The following is a 22,100-nucleotide window of genomic DNA, read 5'->3' as shown; positions in this document are numbered from 1 at the left end:
CTAGACCCTCTCCACTTTGGCCGCGCAGGCCTTGTATGCGGGTGTTCCCACCCGCGTGTCGAAGTCCGGGTAGAGGAGCCTTGTCAGCTCCACATCGTGGAAGTCCGGGGCCAGATAGACCGTGCCTCTGGCCACACCCTCGGAAATTCTCGCCTTGATCTCGACTTGACCTCTGGGAGAAGAGAGGCGGACCGTGTCTCCCTCCCCGATTCCCCGGGCCGCCGCGTCTTCCGGGTGGATCTCGACAGCGGTTTCAGGATACCACCGTGCCAGTCCCAGGGCCCGCCTTTTCTTTGTACCGATGGAGTAATTGTTGAGGAGACCTCCAACGATGAGCCAGAGGGGGAAATCGGCCCCTGGTTTCTCCTCCGGCTCTTCATAAGAAACAGCGACAAGCCGGCCGCCTCCGTCGGGAAATCCCTCCCTGTAAAGGACAGGGGTGCCTGGATGGCCCGGCTCAGGACACGGCCACTGGAGGCCGGCCTCGTCCAGGCCCGGATAATCCATGCCACGGAAAAGGGGTGTGAGGGAGGCCATTTCAGAAAAGATCTCACGGGGATGGTGGTAGCCCATCGGGTGACCCAGCCGGGATGAGAGGGCTGAAATGATCTCCCATTCCGCCATTCCTCCCACCGGAGGGATCGCCCGCCGGACTCTTTGGACCCGCCGGTCCATGCTGGTAAAAGTCCCGTCTTTTTCCGCAAAGGTCGCCCCGGGAAGCACTACGTCCGCCTTCTCCGCGGTTTCCGTGAGGAAGACATCGACCACGACCAGCAGTTCGAGTCTCTTAAGGCCCTCTTCGATTCGCTTTGGGTTGGGAAGGGTTATCACCGGATTCTCTCCGACCACGATGAGCCCCCTGATCTTTCCCGTGTGCATGGCGTCGAACATTTCCCCCAGCACGAGACCGGGTCTGCGGGGAAGCTCCCCGTTCCAGGCCTTTTCGAACTTCTCGCGGACGGCGGGATCGTCGATCCTCTGGTATCCGGGGAGATAACCTGGAAGGCCGCCCATGTCAAAGGCTCCCTGGGCGTTGCTCTGGGGACAAAGAGGATAAAACCCACCCCTCGTCTTCCCGATATTCCCGGTTATCAGGGCGAGATTGGCAAGAGCCTTGACGGCCTCCGTTCCCCTCACGTTTTGGGTGATTCCCGATCCATAAGCGATTGCCGCACAGCCGGCCTCGCCCAAATGGCGGGCCGCCTCCTCGAGCTGGCTCGCCGGAACGCCGGTGAGCCTCTCCACTTTTTCCGGGGTATAGGAGGAGACGGATTTCTTCAATTCTCCGAACCCGCGGAGCCTCTTCTTGATCGAATCCTCCTTGATGAGGTCTTGGTTGATGAGGATATTTATGAGGCCGTTGATCCAGGCTACATCACTCCCGGGAAAGGGACGGAGCCAGATGTTTGCGTATTTCTCCAACCGGGTCCTGCGCGGATCGACGAGGATGAGACGGGCGTCGTTTTTCTGGATGGCCTGACGGATCTTGTGTGCGAAAATCAGGTTATTCTCATCAGGATCCGCCCCCACGACCAGGATCACCTCTGCCCCGGCAACCCCTTCGAGACTTCCGGGCATGGCCCCGTAACCGAGAGACTCGGAGAGTCCCACCAGAGTCGGTGCGCTGCCCAGGCGTGCGCCGCTGTCCACGTTGTCCGAACCAAGAACCACCCGCATCCATTTCTGGAGCAGGTAGATCTCCTCATTGGTCCCCCTTGAGGGAGCAATGGCCCCGATGCTCTCCCCACCGAAACCCTCCTTGAGGTTTTGGAGTCTGCTCGAAACCAGGGAGAGGGCCTCCTCCCAAGTCGACTCTCGGAGTTTTCCCCCTTCACGGATCATGGGGCGGGCCAGTCGATCCGAATGGTGGATGTAGTCCCAGCCGAAGCGTCCCCTGACACAGAGGCTTCCGGCGTTGATCCCGACCTCGTCGCGGCTCGTCACCTTCACGATCCGCTTGCCGTGGAGGACGTTCAGATCGAGCTGGCACCCGCACCCGCAGAAGGTGCACGTCGTCTGAATCCTCTCCATCTGCCAGATTCGTCCCTTGATAGGGCTGAGCTTGTCCGTGAGGGCCCCTACTGGGCAGACGTGAAGACATTCCCCACAAGAGATACAAGCCTCGGGTCGAACCGCCTCGACATGGGACTCGAAACCTCGGTCGACCACATCGAGTACGTGCGAACCGGGAATCTCGATACAGGCCTGGACACAGCGCATACACATGACGCACCGGTCCATCACCTGCTCGACAAGGGGAGTTGCAAATGGCACCTGGGGCCGCTCAGCCCTTTCCGCAACATGGTTCTGCTCGTCGATGCCGAACTGGTAGACCAGATTCTGGAGTTCACACTGGCCTCCCGCATCACAGACCGGACAGTCGAGAGGATGCTGGATGAGGAGTAGTTTGAGGGCTTCCCTCCTCATCTTCTCCACCCGTCCGGACCGGGTGTGAACAGTCATACCCTCCATGACCGGGGTAGCACAGGCGGCCACGGGGTTTTCGACACCCTCGATGTCGACCAGACACATCCGGCATGACTTGAGCCAGCTCAACTTCGGCAGGTAACAGAGGGAGGGAATGTAGATATTGTTCTCCCTGGCCGCCTCCAGGATAGTCTTTCCCTCTCCGGCTGTTATCTGTTTCCCGTCAATAGTCAGACTAACCATGCTTGACCCTCAGTTCTCCTGAAACCCGCTCGCCCCTGGCCAGGAGAGATCGATCTATCCCTGGGATTTCGGGCCCAGGGCTACGAGGCTGACCCTGTAACACCGCAGGCATCGCTCGGCCTCTTCCTTTGCCACAGGCACCGGGAATCCCTTTTCCACCTCTTCAAAAGTCTGTCGCCTCTGTTCCGGTTCGAGCATGCGCAGCCGCTTCCTCTCCTGTCCTCCCACCGCACCGATCATTTCCTCTTTATCATAGACACCGATCGCCGCCATCAGGTCTTCCAATCTCTCTTCTTCAGAGGGTTCCACAGGCATCCCTCGCAGGTACTTGTCGATCTTGTCCGCTGCACGCTTTCCGTTGCCGGCCGCTCTGACAAGGACGTCAGGCCCTGTTACGCAGTCTCCTGCAGAGAAGATCCCCTTGCGGGTGGTTTCGAAGGTCTTGGGATTGACCACGAGAGTCTTCCATCGGGTCGTTTCGATTTCCTTCATCCCCTCCAGAAAGCCGAGATCTACGGCCTGGCCTATGGCTGGAATCACAATGTCACAGTCGATGAAGAACTCCGAGCCTGGAATCGGAATAGGTCGCCTCCTGCCGCTCTCATCAGGCTCACCCAGTTCCATGCGAATGCATTCGACGCCCACCACCTTGTTGTCCTTGGCCACCACTTTTACAGGGTTGCAGAGGAAATGAAACTTCACCTCTTCCTCCTCTGCATCACGGATCTCCACCTCATCGGCGGGCATCTCCTTTCGGGATCTCCGATAGACCAAATTCACGTCGGTCTTTCCGATACGAAGAGAGGACCGCACACAGTCGATGGCGACGTTCCCCCCCCCGACCACTACGACCTTCTTGCCCTCGGGATAGGGGTCCTTTCCTTGATTGATTTCCAGGAGATACTTCACCCCTGGGATGAAACCCTGATAGCCGGCGTCCTCCCCCTCCACTCTCATGGAAGTGTTTCCCTGGGCGCCCACCCCAAGGAAGATGGCCTTGTACTTCTGGGCTATCTCCTTGAGGGTGATATCCTTGCCCACCTCCGTGTTGTAGAGAATCTCCACTCCCATGGCCTGGACAAGCTCCACTTCTCGGTTGAGGATCTCCCGGGGCAGGCGATAATCCGGGATGCCCCAGGCCGCCATGCCCCCGGGGGCTCCGAAACGCTCGAAGACCGTTACGGGATAGCCTTGCTGGGCGAGGTAGTATGCGCAGGAGAGGCCGGCCGGACCTGCTCCCACCACTGCAACCGGGTCGTCCCTGGTTGTGTCGGGTTTCTCTATAGGCGGGGTGTGCCGTCGTTCGAGCTCCCAGTCCGCTACGAAACGCTTCAGGTACTTGATCGAGATCGGCTCGTCGAGGTTGGCCCTCCGGCAGCTCGACTCGCAGGGCCGAATGCATACTCTCCCCAGAGTGCCGGGAAAGCAGGTCATTTTCCGGATCACGTCCAGGGACTCTTCAAACCTGTTTTCCCTCACGTATTCGACATAGGTGGGGATATCGAGGTGGGCAGGACACGCGTTGGAACACGGGGCCACGGTCTTGGTCCTGTAGGTTCCGGAAGGTGCCTTCTTGTTGTTCTCGATCAGGTCGAGAAAGTCATCCCTGTAGTACCGGAGGCAGTGGAGGAGGGCGACGGTGCCCGTCTGTCCGATCTGGCACTTGGCACTCTCCTGAACGATGCGGCCCAAGGACTCGATCTCCTCCAGATCCGCCCGCGTTCCACGGCCATCCGCGATCCTCTTCAGAGCGGTGAGGATTACCTGGGTCCCGACCCTGCAGGGGACGCACTTTCCACAGGATTCCTTCTGCACCGCCTCCATGTAAACCCGGCACATGTCGACCACATTCACATCGGGATCTCTGATGGCCAGGCCGTCCCATCCCATGAGAGCCTTGATCCGGAGTTCCCCGTCATAGTCGAGGGGAAGATCCAGACCGGTCACCTCCTCGAACTCCTCGGGGGGTTTCCCCCGATTATCGATTACCCTACCGTGCCAGCTGGAAAAAACTATGTCGCCCATGACGCGCCCTTTACTGGTCTGCCCGGTTCACCCCGGGCCTTTTCCCCGTCTCCTCATTCCTCTGCCTGATCCTACCGGTCGATCTCCCCGAGCACTATGTCGATCGATCCGATAGTGGCGATCACATCGGCTATCATCTGGCCCTCGATCATCTTGGGCAGTGCGCTGAGATTGGCGAAGCTCGGTGCCCTAACCCTGAGGCGGAACGGTTTGTTACCCCCGTCGCTGACGATGTAGTAGCCCAGTTCCCCTTTGGAGGCCTCTACGCTCTGAAAAACCTCACCGACGGGCGTTTGGAAGCCCTCGAACCCGATCTTGAAGTGCCTTATCAAGGCGTCGATCCTGGTCTCGACATCCTCCTTGTCGGGCAGCACGACTTGGGGAGCATCGGCCTTGATAGGCCCCTCAGGGAGGTTCTCCACAACCTGCTCGACGATCCTCCTGGACTGGCGCATCTCCTCCATACGCACCAGGTATCTGTCAAAGACGTCCCCCTTCTCGCCCACGGGGACTTCGAAATCGAAATCCTCGTACCGGCTGTACGGAGTGGCCTTCCTCACGTCATAGGAGACTCCGGATCCGCGGAGGGTCGGGCCTGTGACGCTGAAGTTTATCGCATCCTCGGCCGACAGTACTCCCACCCCTTTGGTTCGGCGCTGGAAGATGACGTTTTGGGTGAGGAGAGCCTCGTAGTCATCGATTCTCCTTGGAAAATCCTTGACAAAATCCCTGACGAGGTCGACAGCCCCATCGGGAAGATCTCTGGGCAATCCACCGATTCGGAAGTAGGTGGGCGTGATACGGCCCCCTGCCACCTCTTCGAAAATCCTCAGAATAGCCTCCCTTTCCCTGAAGCAGTACATGATGGGAGTCGTTGCTCCGAGGTCGAGGACGTGGGTCCCCAGCCAGATCAGATGCGATGCAATGCGCTGGAGTTCGGCAAGCATGACCCGCACGTATTGGGCTCGAACAGGGATTTCGACGCCCAGGAGTTTCTCCACGGCCAAAACATATCCGAGATTATGGCCCATGGCATTGACGTAGTCCATCCTGTCGGTGAGAGGGATGCACTGGTGGTAGGTTTTGGCCTCGGCGAGTTTCTCGATTCCTCGGTGGAGGTGGCCCAGAACCGGTGTGGCCTTCCTGATGATCTCCCCATCCAGTTCGAGGACGATGCGCAGCACACCATGGGTCGCCGGATGCTGGGGACCCATGTTTATGGTCATGGTCTTCTGCTCAGCCATTAGGTCTGCTCCTTTTCGAGTCGGCCCTGAACCTCACATCCCACGATTGCCCGACTCCCTGCCCGTTCCGGCGGAAAAGCCCCGGCGGCCGAGCCGAGCGATTCGGGAGTTCTCTCACGTGTCCGGGAGCACGGGGTTCTCAAAATCCCTTCCCTCTGTCGGGAAATCCTTCCTCAGGGGGTGACCGTCGAACTCGTCCCACAAGAGGATTCTCTTGAGGTTGGAGTGGTTCTCGAAGGCTATCCCCAGCATGTCGAAGGTCTCTCTCTCGTACCAGTTGGCTCCCTTCCATACCGTCTCGACCGTGGGTACGGTCTCTCCCTCATCCACAGGGACCTTGACCCTCACCCGGTCGTTCCTCTTGATCGAGTAGAGATGATAGACCACTTCAAACCTGGGATGTTCCGTAAATCGATCCACCCCGCAGAGATCTGTCAGGAGGTCAAAGGCGAGATCGTCATGGAGATATTCCATGATTTTGCAGAGGGAATCCCTTCGGACAACGAGGGTGACCTCGTCGCGGAAAACCCTGTAGTCCAGCAACTCCGATGGAAACCTCTCTCTCATCCTCTTGATGACTTCTCTCTCTGCCATAGATCCACCAACCAGAAGAGCCTGAAGCTCTGGATTTGCCCTTTCCAGCAACCGTCAAAGACGTCTCGCCTCACATGGACCGACCGGAAGAAGCCCTTCCCGGGCTCCCCCCTGCTGAGGTTCCACTCAGGAGCTAGAACGATGGGGCGTCGAACACACTCTTCACGTCTTTCCGATCGAGGAGGGATTCTTTTGTAATCTTTTTTTGGACATCCATCAGGGCCAGTTGCAAGGCCTCGGGTCTCGGAGGGCATCCCGGGACGTACACATCGACCGGCAGTATCTGGTCAACCCCTTGAACCACGCTGTAGGTCTTGAATATACCGCCCGAGCAGGCGCAGGCCCCATAGGCGATGACCCACTTGGGCTCGGGCATCTGCTCCCAGATCCTCCTCACGATGGGGGCCATCTTCTTGGTCAGGGTACCGGCGACGATCATGAGATCCGCCTGGCGGGGTGAGGGTCGGAAGATCTCTGAACCGAATCGGGCGATATCCCAGGAAGCAGCCGAAACCATCATCTCGATGGCGCAACAGGCGAGCCCCATGGTTACAGGCCATATGGAGGACTTACGTCCCCAGTTGACAAGGCCGTCGAGTCCCCTCATCAGGGCGGTGTTACCGAGATAGACCTCTATTCCCATTCGAGTGCTCCTTTTTTCCAGACGTAGACATAGGCCACAACGAGGATCCCTAGGAAGACCAGCATTTCTACGAAGACGAATATGCCGAAAGCAGCCTTGAAATCACGAAAGACAACGGCCCAGGGGTAGAGAAAAACAATCTCGATATCGAAGAGGAGGAAGAGCATGGCCACAATATAATACCGGATGGGAATCCTCCGCCTGGTGGATCCCACGGTGGTCACCCCGCATTCATAAGGGGCCATCTTGGCGGGTGTCGGCTTGTGTTGGCCCACCAGGTAGGAGGCGATTACCACAAAGGCGCCGAAAGCGACGGCGATCCCCACGAAGACGAGAAGCGGCAGATATTCGAGAAGCATGAGGGGCCTCCAGGGGCAGAATAGGTGACTTTGTGAAAAGTTTAATAAATTGCTTTATACAGGATCTCTCCCCCTTTGTCAACAAAAATCCCTCGGGAGTTCCTGAGTTTTGGGGAAGGCCCCAAAATCAGGGTGGAGCGAACATTGGGAAGCATCCGGGCTCACCCAACCCGCCGTGGAGAGCGCCCCAGGCCGAGGATTCTTTACTTTCGGAGAGGCATGGGGGTATATTTCCGTGTATACCGGGCTCTTTCTCGGGGAGGCGGGATTGATCTCGGGAGGGAGAAGAGAAATAGAGGCGGGCCTTCGATGTTTTCAGCAATGGAAGGGACGGCCCGAACCTGACGGCAAAGCCGGGTGAGGGGTGAAGCATGATTATCGAAAATGGGATCTATGCGTATCCGTGGCAGAACTACTTTGAGAACAACTGCAACAGCTACGTCCTGGGTGAGGATCGGGCCGTCCTTGTCGATGTAGGCCATAAGAGACACGTGGATCACCTGCTGCGGGGCATGGAGCAGGATGGGGTCTCCCTGGATTCGATAGATCTCGTCATCATCACCCACTGTCACCCTGATCACTATGAGGCGGTCGGAACATTTGCCGACGGCCGTATCAAGGTGGCTTGCCACAAGGAGGAGGAAGAGTATTTGCGCCGGGAGGGGGGGGTCCTCTACCAGATGATGGGAATAGCGATTCCCAGGGTTCCCATCGATTTCCATTTGAAGGAGGGGACCCTCCAGGTGGGGGGGTGCCTCTACCAGGTGATTCATACCCCGGGGCACTCGCCGGGAGGGATCTGTATCTACTGGCCGGAGAGGAGAGTCCTCGTAACGGGGGATCTGGTCTTTTACAGAGGAGTGGGTAGGACGGACTTCCCGGGTGGAGACGGCAAACAGTTGATGGAGAGCATCGAGAAGGTGAGAAGACTCGACGTGGAGATCCTCCTCCCCGGCCACGGAGAGATAATCGTTGGAGAAGACCGGGTGCAGGAGAATTTTCGAGCTATCGAGGAAAGCTACTATCCCCTTCTATAGCCTGTGAGACTTCCCGGCGAAGCCTCTGGAGGGCTTTGGATCTTCGTTTCTCGACACTGTGCAGGATCTCTTTCCATTCGGATGTCCCCTCGACATTGGGTTCCACTGCTGTTCCCGAAATTCCTGCCTCTGCCAGAGCCTCCGAGAGTCGCTTCTCGAGCCTCTGGGCCTCTTCCCTGCGAGCCGTCTCTTCATCTTCGCCTATCCGGGCCAGGGCCTCCCGGAAGGGTGATGTCTCCTTCAGACCGAGTTCACCCAGCCCCTCCCAGATCCTTTCGGACTCACGGGCAGGATCGAGGGAGTCCAGAAAGACCTCGACCAGATGGTGCCTCAAAAGGGACGGCTCCTGGCCGCTTTTCTCTATGAGTGCCCCAAGGTCTGCCGACCGGGCCCGGTGGTCGATATAGTCTTGAAAGATTTCCCTGGCCTTGGAACGGGCCTCCTCGCCTTTGAAACGCCTTCTATCCTCCGAAGAGATCTTGATCGACCTCGCTTTTTCCAGTGCGATTTCCAGGGTACTCTTGATTTCTCCCATCGGTCCTCCTCAATGGATAAGAGCCTCCGGAGCGGTTGATACCGGTGCGGCGGATTTTTCTCAGGCCTCGGCCCGGGACCTGCTGGCCCCTGCCTTCCTCTTGAAGAGGCCTCTGACCCCGTCTTTCAGCGTGTGCAATAGGCTCCTCGTCTCGAAGAGGATCGAATCTCCCCGTTTCTTCACCACGACCTTCTGGCCGATCTTGAACCGGGCTCTCTCAAGATACTTGGGATAACGGGCCAGGACCCTCTTGCCGCCACCTATTCCAATGATACCGAGGGTATGGGGGGCCGAGAACCCCTCGGGTGTGGCGTAAAGAGCGGTGTATGTTTCCAGGATCCCGCTCGCTGCAAGGGGCTGCGGGGGACCGTCGACCGTCCCTACCTGGATCACGGGTTTGTACTCGGGTTGCCATCCTGTGGTGATCACCCGATGCCTGTCGCTTTTTTCGAGAATGGTTACCACATTGTTGTTGGCCAGGGCTCCTGCGCTCTGGGCCAGCCCCACCTCCGTCCGTTTCACCTGCCTCTTTTCATCCACCTCGCCGAGCATCATCAGAACGATTTCCACGATCTGGGCCAGCCCGGAGGCTCCAGCCGGATGACCTCGGGCAAGGAGTCCTCCGGAGGGATTGACAGGGAGTCCGCCATCCAGGGCCGTCACACCGTCTTCCACGGCCCGCCATCCCCGGCCGGGCTCGAAGAATCCCAGATCCTCCGTGCCGATGATCTCGAAGATACTGAAGGCGTCGTGCACTTCCGCGAACTGGATATCCCCGGGATTGAGTTGAGCCATGGCATAGGCCTTCAGGGCTGAGGCCCTTGTGGAGCTGAAGGAGGTCAGAGATGCCCTGTGCCTGAGCGCCAGTGTATCGGTCGCATGGCCTATGCCCGATACCCTGATGGGCGTCTTCTCACAGGTGAGCACCACGGCAGCCGCACCGTCCGCATTCGGCGAGCAATCGTAGAGCCTGAGGGGGGTCGAAATGAATCGGCTCTTCTCGTAGATGTCCTCGGTGATTCTCCTCTTTGCCCGGGCGTAGGGGTTGAGGATTCCGTTGGCGCTGTTCTTCTCGACGACCCTGGACAGAACCCTTTGGAGAGACTTGTCCGAAAGGCCGGATTCCTTCTGGTATCGCCGGGTGATCATGGCGGCAAGGGCGGGCATCGTGGCGCCGTACCGGCGTTCCTCCCGGTCGATCACCTCCCTGAGGATACGGGCTCTTCTCATCTTGGGGACGTGACTCATCTTCTCTCCGGCGACCACCAGCACATTCTTCATGTACCCCGAGGCGACGGCATAGAAAGCCGACTCGAATACGGCAGCCCCTGTCGAACAGGCCGTCTCCACGCGGGAGGAGCCAATCCCTGAAAGCCCCAGGTACTCGGCGAGGAGGGTGGCAAAGTTGGCCTCTCCGACGAACTCCTCAACATTCATGGCCCCGATATAGATCGAGTCGATGGGATGGTGCCGGGCAAACTCCAGAGCCTTCTTTCCGGCCTCGGCCATCAGTTCCTCGATGGATAAGGTCGATTTCTTGAATGCACTCAAACCCGCCCCCGCCACGTAGACCTCACAGGACACGGCCCATACCTCCCAAGGGGTTCTCACAGCCCGAGAGAAACCTCCACTATGTTAAGGTGCCGGGGCTTTTTTTTCAAGCTCCGACTTGGGGTCAGGTCTTGAATTATAAGTCTTCTTGTGTTATCCATTGTCCATCATGGCCAGACCTCTGCGTATTGAATTTCCCGGTGCGGTCTACCACATAACCTCAAGGGGCAACGCAGGTCAGTCTATATTCCGAGATGATCAAGACAGAGTGAACTTTCTCGGGATCCTCAAAGAGACCATCAAGCGGTTCAACTGGTGCCTTCACGCATACTGCCTTATGGAGAATCACTACCATTTAGTGGTAGAGACAGTTGATGGGAAGCTCTCGCAGGGCATGCGTCACCTGAACGGAGTCTATACTCAACGCTTCAATCGGAGACACCAACAGACGGGCCACATTTTTCAGGGAAGGTACGGATCGATTCTGGTTGATCGACAGAGCCATCTGCTTGAGGTTTGCCGTTATGTGGTACTCAATCCTGTCAGGGCAGCGATAGTTCAAGAACCAGCCAAATGGCCATGGAGCAGCTATCGAGCCACATCGGGTTTGGGAGGCAGGCCCACCTTTCTCACCACCGACTGGGTATTGGCCCAGTTCGACGAGGACCGCCGGGAGGCCCAGAAGCGTTACAGGCGGTTTGTTGCTTCAGGAATCAGCCAACCCTCACCATGGCAAGAGCTTCAGGGCCGGTTCATTTTGGGGGGTAGAGAATTTCTGGAGCGGATCACTCCATTGCTCCAAGACAGATCCAGGATTCAAGAAGTACCAAAGCTGGAAAGATTTGCGTCGAGACCGCCGCTGGATGATCTCCTTGGGGAAAAGATGCAAAGGGATAAGGCCCGTAGGAATCAGGCTGTCGTATCGGCTCATTTGGAGTACGGATACACCCTCTCGGAAATAGCAAAGATCCTCGGGCTTCATTACACAACGGTCAGCAAGATAGTGGGGAAGGCCATGGAACAAACTGGGGATTCAAGACCGGATAAGCGGAACTGATAATTCAAGACCTGACCCCCAGCGGGGAGGCGAGGAGAGTGTCGAGTTTGCTCTAGAGGGGCATGTTGGCGTGTTTCTTCCGGGGCATGCTGTCTCTCTTGTTTCTGAGAGATTCAAGGGCCCTGATGAGTTTGGGCCTCGTCTGTTCGGGGACTATGATCTCATCGATATAGCCTTTTTCCGCGGTTCGATAGGGATTGAGAAAGGCCTGCCTGTAAGCTTCGATCATCTCCTTCTCCTTTGCCACGGGATCATCGGCACTTTCTATCTCCCTTCTGAAGATAATCCTGGCAGCACCTTCGGCCCCCATGACGGCAATCTCGCCGGTGGGATAGGCATAGTTGATGTCGCCCCAGAGATGCTTGCTCGACATGACGATATAGGCTCCGCCGTATGCCTTCCGCGTTATGACGGTGATCTTGGGAACCACGGCCTCGCAGTATGCGAAGATCAGCTTGGCACCGTGTTTGATAATCCCTCCGTGTTCCTGCTGGGTTCCCGGAAAGAAACCAGGCACGTCGCAGAAGGTGATGAGCGGGATGTTGAAACAATCACAGAATCGCACAAAACGGGCTGCCTTGATGGAAGCGAGAATGTCAAGAGCTCCCGCCAGCCAGTTCGGCTGGTTGGCTACGATGCCTACGGGCATTCCGTTGAGTCGAGCAAATCCCACGACGATATTTCGGGCGTGTCTCGCCTGGACCTCGAAGAAATGGTGATCATCCACCACGGACCGGATAATCTCCTTGATGTCGTACGGCTTGGCGGGGTTTTCCGGGACAAGTGCATTGAGTCCAGGATCGATTCTCTCAGGATCGTCGGTGGGTTTCCTGACAGGGGGGGGTTGTCCTGAATTGGAAGGGAAGAAACCGAGCAGTTCGCGTATCATCCCGAGGACCTCCCGGTCGTCCTTTCCAGAGAAGTGGGCCACTCCGCTCCTTGTAGTGTGAGCCAGTGCCCCCCCGAGCTCTTCCGGACTCACATCCTCGTGAATCACCGCTTTGACCACCTCTGGGCCGGTGATGAACATATAGCTGGTCTTTTCGACCATGAAGACGAAATCCGTCAAGGCCGGTGAATAGACCGCCCCTCCTGCGGTGGGCCCCATGATAGCAGTGATCTGGGGGACTACACCGGAGCAGAGGACATTTCGCATGAAGATGTCTCCGTATCCGGCCAGGCTGGTTACTCCCTCCTGAATGCGTGCCCCTCCAGAGTCATTGAGCGCTATGAGGGGGACCCCGTTCTTCCTGGCCATGTCCATGACCTTACAGATCTTCCCCGCGTTTGTCAGGCTGAGGGAACCGCCCATGACCGTGAAATCCTGGGCATATACGTATACCTGGCGGCCGTCGATCTTCCCGTAACCCGTCACCACCCCGTCGCCCGGGAACCGCTTCTTGTCCAGTCCGAATTCGGTACTGGCGTGGAGGACGAATTTGTCGAACTCTTCAAAAGACCCTTTGTCAAGGAGGCACTCGATCCTCTCTCTGGCAGTCAGCTTTCCCTTCTTGTGCTGGGTCTCGATCCGCGCCTGGCCGCCTCCGAGTTCCGCGGCGGCGCTCCTCTCACGGAGCAGTTCTATCTTGTCCTTCGTCATGGAGATCTCCAATCCACGGGAAAACCGTGACCCTCTATCTGTCAAGATAGTCGAGAGTCCAGCCGAGTCCCTGCCTGTCGAGCGTTTCAGGTGCCGGGATTCCCTCTTTCGACCATCCTCTGAGTCGATAGTATTCCGAGAGCATGAGCCCCAGGTGGGGAACCACACCGGCGGCTTTTCCATCGGGTTTGGGCTCGGCCAGCATTCTGGGAGAAAGGGTATCGTCTTTTCGACTGATGCCGAGTCGAACGTTGTACATTCGTTTGAGATTGAAGATCTTTTCTCCCAGCCCGATCAGGCTCTCCTGGTCCATCTCCCATCCGGTTACCTTCTCCAGCCAAGAGGCGATCATCTTTGGCCCCGCCCGGCCGATGAAGAGAAACTTGCACAGACCGAGGGGGTTGAAGATCGCCATGTAGTTCTGGAGATCGTAGCAGAGTTTTGCCTTGCCCTCTGTAACGTGGGCAGGCGGCGGTTCGGTATATCCCATGTCGGCCAATGGAACTCCCCGGCCGATGAAGTAGGTCAGGCCTTCCAGATGGCATCCCCCCCGGTTCGCCGTAGCGTAGTTGACCGCCATGGAAGTGAAGCCCCGGGGATCATGAAAGGCTATCTCCAGCCCCTTGGCTTGTGCCAGGAACTCCGGGGCCAGTCCTCCCAGTTTTTGAGCGGCCCGGCGGGTTCCTTGAGCGAGAAGATCTCCCAGGGCTCTCCTCTCAGCGATGAGGTCGACGACCTTCAGGATGGCTTCGGCACTTCCCCAGGTGGCCTCGACACCGTCGGTCTCCTCCTTTGTGATGATCCCATGTTCGTAAGCCTCCATTGTGAAAGCCACTGCGGCACTGGTGGAGATCGTGTCGAGACCGTACCTGTTGCACTTGTCATTGGCCGCTGCGATAACTTCCCAGTTGTCGTTGAGGCAATTCGCCCCAAATCCGGCAATGGTTTCGTATTCCGGCTGATGGCCGGAGATCCCAGCATAGGGACCCTCGGTGATTCGAACGGTCTTCGCACATCGGATCGGACAGGCATGACAGGTGTGATGGGAATCGAGATACCTGGGTAAGTTGGTCTGACCTGCCGTCTTGTTAGCTCCCTCCTTGTAGGTTCCAAGCTGCCAGTTCTTGATGGGGAGATCACCGGTAAACTCGACAGCCTCGACTCCTCCAGGTGTTCCGTAGGCGGTCAGTCCGGCAGCGCCCTTCTTCAAGATGGGCACGTCCTCCCTGAGCAGCCTGTGGAGTCCGTCCTTGTCCTTCAAGTCGACTCGCTTCTTGCCATACGCTACGACGGCCTTGAGATTCTTGGATCCCATGATGGCACCCATCCCTGCCCGGCCGGAGGCCCGAGACATTCTCCCCTCGTAAGTGACCGAGGCGAACCGTACCATTCTCTCTCCAGCCGGGCCGATGGCCGCCACCCTGGCCCTCGGGTGGGTCTCCCGGCGGAGCGCCTCGTCGGTCTCAAATGTATCCATTCCCCACAGGTGGGTCGCATCGCGAAGCTCGACCCCCTGATCCGACACCCAGAGGTAGACCGGCTTCTCGGACCAGTTTCTTATGATGATCCCGTCGTAGCCGCTGAACCGCAGATTTGCTCCCCAGTAACCCCCTGCTGCCGACTCGTTCCAGATCCCCGTGAGGGGCGATCTCGCACAGATCACCGTCCGGCAGGCACAGGGAACAACGGTTCCCGTGACGAGCCCGGCCATGAAAGCCAGGGTGTTTTCAGGGGCCAGGGGATCCACCCTAGGATCGAGTTCCTCGAAGAGGATCTTCGCGGCCAGTCCGCTTCCCCCGAGATACCGGCGATAGTCTTCTTCGGGCACCTGTCTCTCCTCTATCTGGCCCGTCTTGAGATCCACGTCTAGAAGTATTCCCCAAAAACCGTATCCCATAGCAGTCCGTCCTTTCCGTTATGGTCCTGATCCCTTTTGCAGCCGAGCGATTCCCATCATCTTCCACCAAAAGAAACCCTCTTGTCAAGTGTATCTCGCTCTGAGGTCTCTCTTCCCGAAGGCCTCTCCCCCCGGATGGGGGATCGAGGATTAGGCAAGGAAGGGGATTTCCTGCGGGACATCTACCCGAGATCCCCGAGCTCTGCCTTGAATCCGACGAGCCTTTCCAATCTGTCCAGATTCTTTCGCTCCCCCATGGTGATCAGGGTGTCCCCCGGCTCAATGCGGGTTTCAGACGAAGGATTGTAGATCGTCTTGCCGGATTCCTTCTTGACACCCACCACGATCAGATCGAGATCGCTGCGGATACCGGAGTCGCGGAGCACGGTGGACGGGAGGCGGTCCACATGGTGGACCTTGATCTCCTCGAGTTGGAGTTGGAGACTCCTCCTCTGCATGGCGATCTCCATGAAATCGACGACAGCGGGCCTGAGGAGTGCCATGGCCATGCGGTGTGCCCCGATCAGATAAGGGGAAACAACCTTGTTGGCTCCTGCGGAGAGCAGCTTTTTCTGGGCGTTCTCGTCGGTGGCACGGCTCAGGATATGGAGTTTCGGGTTGAGCTGTCTGGCTGTCAAGGTGATATAGAGGTTGTCCGCATCGCTTGCCACTGTGGCTACAAGGCATCTGGCGGATCTGACTCCGGCCTTGAGAAGGGTTTCGTCGTCTGTTGCATCCCCCCGGACATAGATGTAGTTCTGTTCTTCGATTCTTTGAGTGACCTCCGGATCTCTTTCCACAATGACAAAGTCCAGAGGGTTGTCTGCCAACTCCCTGCAGATATAACTCCCGATCCGCCCGAAGCCGCAGATGATATAGTGATCTTTGAGACCGCCGATTCTCTTCTCCAATTTTCTCCTCCCAAGGATTCTCCGGATCTCTCCCTCCACCATGATTCTGGCCATTCCGACGACGATAAAGGCCACCATGCCCACACTCGTGAGAATCAGGACCATGGTGAATATCATCCCCCCGTGAGAGAGGGGCGCCACCTCGCGGTATCCCACGGTAGTGATCGTAATCACCGTCATGTAGAGTCCGTCAAGAGGGTCCCATCCCTCTATCAGAGAGTATCCCAGGGTACCACCGACCAGGACCAGAAGGAGAAAGGCGAGGCCGAATTTGACTTGTTTGATAATGTCCAAAGAACTCAGCTTCCCTGTCGGGACATCCCGTAGTAATGATCGATCGTCGAAGGATTGTTTCCGTATTATGCCGAGTTATAACATTCGATCTTGAAAATCTCAACCCGCAAGGGGCCGGGAGTTTGCCTTGTGAGGTCACGGGGGAAAGGACAAAAGGATTCCCCTGGAGAATCGAGAAACGTCCTGATAGATCGAGACACTTTGCGACATGTTCTTCCAAACCGGTGAGAACTCCCGGCAAAGGGCCCCTTTACCCTGGAGAAGGTTCTTTTGTTGCAATCCCTACGGCCTTGTGTTATATATTCGGGGAATTTCAAGGGAGATCGTCATGTTTGGAATTGGAATGCCCGAGTTGCTGGTCATCCTTGGACTCGCGCTGATCATTCTGGGTCCAAAGAAGCTCCCGGAAATCGCAAGGGGGCTTGGGCGGGCTATGAGGGAGTTCAAGAGCGCAACCGACGAGATGAGGGAGAGCCTGAGGGAGGAGACAGGAGAACTGGAAGAGATCAAGGATACGATCGTAGGGGAGATCAACCGGGCAACTGAACCGGAGGAGACAACAGAGCAAGAGGAGGCTGTAGGAACCGAAGAGGAGGCCGAGACACCGGGGCACGAAGCCGGAGCCGGGAGGTCTGAGCAGGAGAGCGAAAAAACGGATGATTTGAGCGATGCAGAAGGCGGAAAAGAGTCGACCGAAGAGCACGAAAAATCTCCCCCCGGATGACAAGAGAATGCCCATTACGGCCCATCTGGAGGAACTGCGGAGGCGCCTGATAATCTGTGCCGTGGCCGTGGGGATCGGGTTTGCCGGTTGCTACTACTTCGCCCCCAAGATGTTCGCAGTCCTGATGGCCCCCCTTGTGAGGGCCCTCCCCCCTGAAAGTACCCTCATTTTCACCGGAGTCACGGAAGCCTTCTTTACCTATCTCAAGGTTGCCATCCTGGCCGGTTTTTTTGTTTCTTCGCCCCTGGTTCTGTACGAGATCTGGGCGTTTGTCTCTCCCGGGCTCTATACCAAGGAGAAGCGCTACGTCATTCCTTTTGTCATATTCTCGACCATCTTTTTTGTTGGTGGGGCTCTGTTCGGCTACTTTGTTGTCTTTCCTTACGGATTCAAGTTCCTTCTCGGTTTTGCCAGCGAGCAGATCCGACCCTATCCGAGAATCAGGGAGTACTTCTCCCTGGCCTCCAAGATGCTTCTGGCCTTCGGCGCGGTTTTCGAACTTCCCCTGTTCGTTTTCTTTCTGGCCAAGATGGGGATCGTAAACTCCAGAATGCTGGTGAGGCAGTTCAAGTACGCCCTTCTTATCATCTTCTCCATTTCAGCAATCCTGACCCCTCCAGATGTGGCAACGCAGTTGATGATGGCTGGCCCCCTGCTGTGTCTCTACGGTGTCAGCATCGTCGTCGCCCGGGTTTTTGGGAAAGAGGCGAAGAAGGAGAAAGAGGACGATTCTGAGGAGTCGGAAACCGGCGGGGATTAGCATGTTCGAAGGTCGGATGCGGGACTGCTCGTGAGAGGGGATCGGCCGGCAGGGGGAACGGCACGGAGCCTTCGGCTGGACAGGTATCGGACGGGAGAGGTCGGGTGATGTCGGGGTTTTTCGGGATGCTGCGCGATGGGTACCGGCTGCCCAGCTTCGGGTCTTGTGAACCGTGGGGTCGCCCATGAACGGGGATTGGCGGAAGATTCCTGAGTGGCCGAAGGAGGAAAGACCTCGGGAAAAGCTGATGCGGTTCGGCCCTGAGAAACTCTCGGACGCGGAGCTCCTGGCCATCCTTCTTCGCATTGGAAACAGAGAGGAGTCGGCCATTGATCTCGGCCGCCGCCTGATCAGGGAGACCGGGGGGCTGGTGGGAATCGACGGCAAGGCGGCTTCGGAACTCTGCCGTGTCAAGGGTGTGGGACCTGCCAAGACGGCTCAGCTCAAGGCGGCCTTTGAGATAGGAAAACGCCTCCAGTCGAGCCGGGGGTCAACAAAGAGGAGAATTGCTTCCAGCCGGGATGTTTACAGGATCGTTGGTCCCCATCTCCGTCACCGAAAGCGGGAGGTCTTCAAGGTCATTTTTCTGACCCGGCGCAATAGGATAATCAGGGAAGAGACCCTCTTCGAAGGGAGCCTGACAGGGAGTCTGGTAAATCCCAGGGAGATCGTGAAGACCGCCCTGGCCCACTCGGCGGCCGGCGTGATATTCGTACACAACCACCCCAGCGGTGATCCCTGCCCGAGCCCGGAGGACAGGAAGGTGACCGATCGGCTTGTCCAGGCTTGCGGCCTCGTCAACATAGAGGTTGTGGATCACGTGATCATCGGGGACCGGGGCTATTACAGTTTTGCCGAGGAGAAAGAGCTCTAAGACGGAAGGACCGAGGGAAGCCACCACTCGGCCTTGCGCCCTATGAGACGTCCACGGAAAGGCCCATCTCTTCCAGATCCGCCTGGATTTGCCTTGGATTCTTTGTCTTCAGCCTGAGGACGATCATCACGTCCCTCTGCTCCGGCCTTGTAAGGGACATCATGCTCAGGATGGGTACCCGATGGCGATCCACCACGGAGATGATCTTGGAAAAGGTTCCGAGTTTCATCTGGAGTCCGTGAATCGTGATCCTTGAACCTTCCTCCCTCAACCCCAGAACCCTGGCAACGAGTCTGATAATATCAGACTCCGTGGTAATTCCCACCAGCCTGCCGTTTTCCATTACCGGAAAGGATCCTATCTTTTTTTCCTGTCCGAGCAGGAGGGCGTCCTCAAAGGTCGTTTCCGGGGTGACTGTTAGAGGGTCTTTTGTCATCACATCGCTGACCTTCATCTTACCCCAGAGGTAGTTAATCTCCCATACACTCAGGCTTGTGGCAGGGGAGGGGGAAGACCTGAGCAGGTCATGGTAGGTTACAATCCCCACTAGCTTTCCCTTTCTTGTGACACAAAGCCTCCTGATCCTCTTTTCCTTCATCAGTTTTTGCGCGTCGATCACCAGGGTATCGACGTCCACTGTAATCGGGTTTTCCGTCATGACGTCCTTGATTCTCATCACCGACACCTCCCTGTCTGGTTTGGTCTGAGGCCGACCGGGACTATCTAAGTATCCCTTTTTCGATCGGGTCTTGTAAAGCGCGAATTCCGCGGGGCAGACGTTGAAGTGTTGACGTGAACTCGTATGTGTTGATATAAATTGCCCGTGGGATCACGTCTCTTCAGGGGTTTGGCGCGAGCCCGAGGGGAGGGTGGATCTCATCGGGGAGTCGGTCTTGGATGCGATGGGCGAGCCCTTTGCCCGGGTAGAGCCCGGGAGTGGCCCGTCGGGAGGGGACTCGATGGCGTTTAACCGTGTCACACCCGAGGATCTGGAATTCCTGAAATCCCTTGTGGGGCCAGAACGCCTCTCGGTTGGAACCTCGGTGCTAGATCTCCACAGCCGGGACGAGTCGTATCATCGAGGGTATAGGCCGGATGCAGTGGTGTGGCCCAAAGAGACCGAGGAGGTGGCTGCCATTGTGAAGCTGGCCAATGAGAAGCTGTTTCCAGTGACGCCGTGGGGAGCCGGGACGAGCCTGGAGGGGAACCCCCTCCCCACCCAAGGGGGCCTGGTCCTTGACTTCGGACAGATGGACCAGGTCCTGGAAGTACGCCCCGGGGATTTCCAGGTGGATGTGCAGGCGGGCGTGAAGTACAAAGACATGAATCGAATTCTTGCCCGGCACGGTCTGTTTTTCCCGCCCGATCCCGGAGCCAACGCGACCATCGGAGGGATGGTGGCGAACAATTCCAGCGGCATCCGTACAGTCAAATACGGGTCGACAAGAGACAATGTCCTCAGGCTGACGGTAGTTCTGGCCACAGGCGAGGTCTTCCGTGCGGGCTCTTGTTCCCACAAGACATCTTCAGGGTACGACCTGGTCAGACTGATGGTCGGCTCCGAAGGGACGCTGGGCATCGTGACGGAGATCACTCTGAGGCTCGCCGGTATCCCGGAGAAGTTCAGCGCCGCTATTGTCACCTTCGGCTCTGTCCAGGATGCTGCCGATTCGGTCTACGAGATCATGGGTTCCGGTCTCATCCCCGCAGCCCTCGAGTTGCTCGACTCGGAAACGATCGGGGCCATAAACAGGGACGGGAAGGTCAGCCTGGCCGAGAAGCCGACTCTCTTTATCGAGTTCACCGGGTCCAGCGATATCGGTCTGGAAGAAGACCTGAAGTTGGCACAGCAGATCTGCGAAGACCACGGGGCCCTCTGCTTCCAGTCCGGGGTGGGCCGGGAGGAACGGAACAGACTCTGGGAGGCCCGACACGATGCCTTTGAATCTTTGAAGCGGTCCAATCCAGGCCTCGACATCCTCATCATGGATACGGCCGTCCCCCTGTCAAAATATCCGGGTATGCTGGAGTATGCAAGAAGGGTTGTGGAGTCGTACGGCCTGAAAGCGTACGGCTTTGGTCATGCCGGAGACGGGAACCTCCATCTGAACATCGTGGGTGACATGGGGAACGGAGAGTTCGTCGAACGGATGAACCGGGCCAATGAAGAGATAGTCTCACATGCGATTTCTCTCGGGGGGACGGCCACGGGTGAGCATGGTATCGGAATCGGTAAGAGAAGATTCATGGCCCAGGAGCACGGCGAGGGGGTGGAGGTGATGAGGAAGATCAAGAATCTCCTGGATCCCAACGGCATCTTGAATCCCGGCAAGATTCTGCCCTGAAGGTAGAATAGGGTGAAGTAGGCTCAAAACACGTGGATTCCAAAGGGTTGGCCCGGATGCCGGCGCTTGCCGTCTGAGGGAAGGGCGGGTGTCGGCTCAGCCGGGGAGATCTCCATGGCTCATCGGATCGAAATCGCATTGAAAAAGCACCTGAGAGACGCCCTGGGTGAGAAGATCGGGCGGAGGATCGAGACAGATCTGGGACTCCTTGTCGATCGTGTCAGGACCGTAAACGTCTATACGATAGACGCCGTTCTCTCCGGGGAGGAGCTCGAGGCCATCGCTTGCGGGGCCTATCTCGATCCGATCAGTCAGGAATACGCGATAGATGAGTCTCTGGCCTCCGGCTTCGATTGGCTCGTGGAGGTGGGTTTCAAGCCCGGTGTGACGGACAATGTGGGCAAGACGGCTACGGAGGCCGCAGAGCTGCGCCTCGGCAGGCCGTTCGGGCCGGGGGAGAGAGTCTACACGTCGGTTCAGTACGTCATCTGGGGCACCCTTTCCCGTGACCAGGTGGAACGAATCGCATCGGGGCTTCTCGGCAACAACCTGATTCAGCGGTTCGAGATCATCGACGGAGATACATGGCGCCGGGGGCGGCGTCCCCGGCCCGTGGTGCCCAGGGTCGAGGGGACCGGAGGATCCCGGGTCGAGAGAATCGATCTCCATGGGGGTGACAGAGACCTTATGGAGATAAGCCGCACCAGACTGCTTGCCTTGAATCTCGAGGAGATGAAGGCCATCAGGGCGTACCTGGACGACCCCCGGGTCAGACAGGAGCGGATGGCTTACGGGCTGGACGGACGAATCACCGACGTCGAGCTCGAGGCGGTGGCCCAGACCTGGTCGGAACACTGCAAACACAAGATATTCAATGCGGTCATCGACTATGTGGGCCCTCACGGAGAATCGGCTATCATCGACGGCCTGTTCAACACTTTTGTCCGGGGGGCTACAGAACGGGTCAGAGAGGAACTCGG

General features: G+C 57.6%; 19 protein-coding genes. 7 read left to right on the top strand and 12 right to left on the bottom strand.

What is annotated here, in order from left to right:
* From fdhF to ndhC, 6 genes are all read right to left on the bottom strand, one after another.
* The gene (fdhF, locus tag JRJ26_04730; GenBank protein ID MBW2056787.1) at window positions 1–2,670 is read right to left on the bottom strand and encodes a formate dehydrogenase subunit alpha; all 2,670 of its coding nucleotides are present in this window, start codon (window positions 2,668–2,670) and stop codon (window positions 1–3) included.
* Between the two features lie 54 nt (window positions 2,671–2,724).
* On the bottom strand, window positions 2,725–4,695 hold the full coding sequence (locus JRJ26_04725; GenBank protein ID MBW2056786.1) for an FAD-dependent oxidoreductase: 1,971 nt from the start codon (window positions 4,693–4,695) through the stop codon (window positions 2,725–2,727).
* Between the two features lie 71 nt (window positions 4,696–4,766).
* On the bottom strand, window positions 4,767–5,939 hold the full coding sequence (nuoD, locus tag JRJ26_04720; protein ID MBW2056785.1) for an NADH dehydrogenase (quinone) subunit D: 1,173 nt from the start codon (window positions 5,937–5,939) through the stop codon (window positions 4,767–4,769).
* Window positions 5,940–6,053: 114 nt separating this feature from the next.
* The gene (locus JRJ26_04715) at window positions 6,054–6,533 is read right to left on the bottom strand and encodes an NADH-quinone oxidoreductase subunit C (GenBank protein MBW2056784.1); all 480 of its coding nucleotides are present in this window, start codon (window positions 6,531–6,533) and stop codon (window positions 6,054–6,056) included.
* Between the two features lie 133 nt (window positions 6,534–6,666).
* Complete coding sequence (locus JRJ26_04710; GenBank protein MBW2056783.1) at window positions 6,667–7,176, bottom strand: NADH-quinone oxidoreductase subunit B; 510 nt, start codon at window positions 7,174–7,176, stop codon at window positions 6,667–6,669.
* The gene (gene ndhC, locus JRJ26_04705; GenBank protein ID MBW2056782.1) at window positions 7,167–7,535 is read right to left on the bottom strand and encodes an NADH-quinone oxidoreductase subunit A; all 369 of its coding nucleotides are present in this window, start codon (window positions 7,533–7,535) and stop codon (window positions 7,167–7,169) included. Before ndhC ends, JRJ26_04710 begins: the two co-directional genes overlap by 10 nt.
* Window positions 7,536–7,906: 371 nt before the next feature.
* Here ndhC and JRJ26_04700 point away from each other — a divergent pair, with 371 nt between their 5' ends.
* Entirely contained in the window at window positions 7,907–8,572 is a 666-nt protein-coding gene (locus JRJ26_04700) for an MBL fold metallo-hydrolase (GenBank protein ID MBW2056781.1), read from the top strand.
* Here the strand turns inward: JRJ26_04700 and JRJ26_04695 are convergent.
* Together JRJ26_04695 and JRJ26_04690 are read right to left on the bottom strand one after the other, a co-directional pair.
* Window positions 8,541–9,107, bottom strand: a complete 567-nt coding sequence (locus tag JRJ26_04695; GenBank protein MBW2056780.1) for a hypothetical protein — start codon at window positions 9,105–9,107, stop codon at window positions 8,541–8,543. The two genes, JRJ26_04700 and JRJ26_04695, sit on opposite strands and share 32 nt — an antisense overlap.
* A 60-nt stretch (window positions 9,108–9,167) precedes the next feature.
* Window positions 9,168–10,691 (bottom strand): thiolase family protein, encoded by a 1,524-nt coding sequence (locus JRJ26_04690; GenBank protein MBW2056779.1) that lies wholly within the window; start codon window positions 10,689–10,691, stop codon window positions 9,168–9,170.
* A gap of 136 nt (window positions 10,692–10,827) precedes the next feature.
* Here JRJ26_04690 and JRJ26_04685 point away from each other — a divergent pair, with 136 nt between their 5' ends.
* The gene (locus tag JRJ26_04685; GenBank protein ID MBW2056778.1) at window positions 10,828–11,715 is read left to right on the top strand and encodes a transposase; all 888 of its coding nucleotides are present in this window, start codon (window positions 10,828–10,830) and stop codon (window positions 11,713–11,715) included.
* Between the two features lie 52 nt (window positions 11,716–11,767).
* Here the strand turns inward: JRJ26_04685 and JRJ26_04680 are convergent, their stop codons facing one another.
* From JRJ26_04680 to JRJ26_04670, 3 genes are all read right to left on the bottom strand, one after another.
* Window positions 11,768–13,315 (bottom strand): acyl-CoA carboxylase subunit beta, encoded by a 1,548-nt coding sequence (locus tag JRJ26_04680; GenBank protein MBW2056777.1) that lies wholly within the window; start codon window positions 13,313–13,315, stop codon window positions 11,768–11,770.
* A 34-nt stretch (window positions 13,316–13,349) separates the two neighbouring features.
* Window positions 13,350–15,212 carry an aldehyde ferredoxin oxidoreductase family protein gene (locus tag JRJ26_04675; protein ID MBW2056776.1) on the bottom strand — a complete coding sequence of 621 codons (1,863 nt, stop codon included), beginning with the start codon at window positions 15,210–15,212 and terminating at the stop codon, window positions 13,350–13,352.
* A 182-nt stretch (window positions 15,213–15,394) separates the two neighbouring features.
* Complete coding sequence (locus JRJ26_04670) at window positions 15,395–16,417, bottom strand: potassium channel protein (protein MBW2056775.1); 1,023 nt, start codon at window positions 16,415–16,417, stop codon at window positions 15,395–15,397.
* Window positions 16,418–16,745: 328 nt separating this feature from the next.
* Here JRJ26_04670 and tatA point away from each other — a divergent pair, with 328 nt between their 5' ends.
* From tatA to radC, 3 genes are all read left to right on the top strand, one after another.
* Window positions 16,746–17,141, top strand: a complete 396-nt coding sequence (gene tatA, locus JRJ26_04665; GenBank protein ID MBW2056774.1) for a twin-arginine translocase TatA/TatE family subunit — start codon at window positions 16,746–16,748, stop codon at window positions 17,139–17,141.
* Window positions 17,142–17,148: 7 nt separating this feature from the next.
* Window positions 17,149–17,901: a twin-arginine translocase subunit TatC gene (tatC, locus tag JRJ26_04660; GenBank protein ID MBW2056773.1), complete on the top strand. Its 753-nt coding sequence runs from the start codon at window positions 17,149–17,151 to the stop codon at window positions 17,899–17,901.
* 184 nt (window positions 17,902–18,085) lie between these two features.
* Window positions 18,086–18,775: a DNA repair protein RadC gene (gene radC / locus JRJ26_04655; protein ID MBW2056772.1), complete on the top strand. Its 690-nt coding sequence runs from the start codon at window positions 18,086–18,088 to the stop codon at window positions 18,773–18,775.
* Window positions 18,776–18,815: 40 nt separating this feature from the next.
* On the opposite strand, the gene JRJ26_04650 is transcribed toward radC, so the two are convergent.
* Window positions 18,816–19,451 (bottom strand): CBS domain-containing protein, encoded by a 636-nt coding sequence (locus tag JRJ26_04650; GenBank protein MBW2056771.1) that lies wholly within the window; start codon window positions 19,449–19,451, stop codon window positions 18,816–18,818.
* A gap of 283 nt (window positions 19,452–19,734) precedes the next feature.
* Between JRJ26_04650 and JRJ26_04645 the strand changes: the two genes are divergently transcribed.
* Both JRJ26_04645 and JRJ26_04640 read left to right on the top strand, forming a co-directional pair.
* Window positions 19,735–21,120: an FAD-binding oxidoreductase gene (locus tag JRJ26_04645; GenBank protein MBW2056770.1), complete on the top strand. Its 1,386-nt coding sequence runs from the start codon at window positions 19,735–19,737 to the stop codon at window positions 21,118–21,120.
* A gap of 114 nt (window positions 21,121–21,234) precedes the next feature.
* The coding region (locus JRJ26_04640) for a phosphoribosylformylglycinamidine synthase (protein ID MBW2056769.1) at window positions 21,235–22,100 on the top strand (866 nt) is incomplete at its 3' end.

The sequence above is a fragment of the Deltaproteobacteria bacterium genome (genome assembly GCA_019308905.1).
Taxonomy (GTDB): Bacteria; Desulfobacterota; BSN033; order WVXP01; family WVXP01; genus JAFDHF01.
This window is presented reverse-complemented; position numbering and strand designations above follow the sequence as displayed.

Bases quoted from the DNA above. Each gene is read 5' to 3' on its own strand.
- fdhF (MBW2056787.1), bottom strand. From the start codon at position 2,670: ATGGTTAGTCTGACTATTGACGGGAAACAGATAACAGCCGGAGAGGGA.
- JRJ26_04725 (MBW2056786.1), bottom strand. From the start codon at position 4,695: ATGGGCGACATAGTTTTTTCCAGCTGGCACGGTAGGGTAATCGATAAT.
- nuoD (MBW2056785.1), bottom strand. From the start codon at position 5,939: ATGGCTGAGCAGAAGACCATGACCATAAACATGGGTCCCCAGCATCCG.
- JRJ26_04715 (MBW2056784.1), bottom strand. From the start codon at position 6,533: ATGGCAGAGAGAGAAGTCATCAAGAGGATGAGAGAGAGGTTTCCATCG.
- JRJ26_04710 (MBW2056783.1), bottom strand. From the start codon at position 7,176: ATGGGAATAGAGGTCTATCTCGGTAACACCGCCCTGATGAGGGGACTC.
- ndhC (MBW2056782.1), bottom strand. From the start codon at position 7,535: ATGCTTCTCGAATATCTGCCGCTTCTCGTCTTCGTGGGGATCGCCGTC.
- JRJ26_04700 (MBW2056781.1), top strand. From the start codon at position 7,907: ATGATTATCGAAAATGGGATCTATGCGTATCCGTGGCAGAACTACTTT.
- JRJ26_04695 (MBW2056780.1), bottom strand. From the start codon at position 9,107: ATGGGAGAAATCAAGAGTACCCTGGAAATCGCACTGGAAAAAGCGAGG.
- JRJ26_04685 (MBW2056778.1), top strand. From the start codon at position 10,828: ATGGCCAGACCTCTGCGTATTGAATTTCCCGGTGCGGTCTACCACATA.
- JRJ26_04680 (MBW2056777.1), bottom strand. From the start codon at position 13,315: ATGACGAAGGACAAGATAGAACTGCTCCGTGAGAGGAGCGCCGCCGCG.
- JRJ26_04675 (MBW2056776.1), bottom strand. From the start codon at position 15,212: ATGGGATACGGTTTTTGGGGAATACTTCTAGACGTGGATCTCAAGACG.
- tatA (MBW2056774.1), top strand. From the start codon at position 16,746: ATGTTTGGAATTGGAATGCCCGAGTTGCTGGTCATCCTTGGACTCGCG.
- tatC (MBW2056773.1), top strand. From the start codon at position 17,149: ATGCCCATTACGGCCCATCTGGAGGAACTGCGGAGGCGCCTGATAATC.
- radC (MBW2056772.1), top strand. From the start codon at position 18,086: ATGAACGGGGATTGGCGGAAGATTCCTGAGTGGCCGAAGGAGGAAAGA.
- JRJ26_04650 (MBW2056771.1), bottom strand. From the start codon at position 19,451: ATGAGAATCAAGGACGTCATGACGGAAAACCCGATTACAGTGGACGTC.
- JRJ26_04645 (MBW2056770.1), top strand. From the start codon at position 19,735: ATGGCGTTTAACCGTGTCACACCCGAGGATCTGGAATTCCTGAAATCC.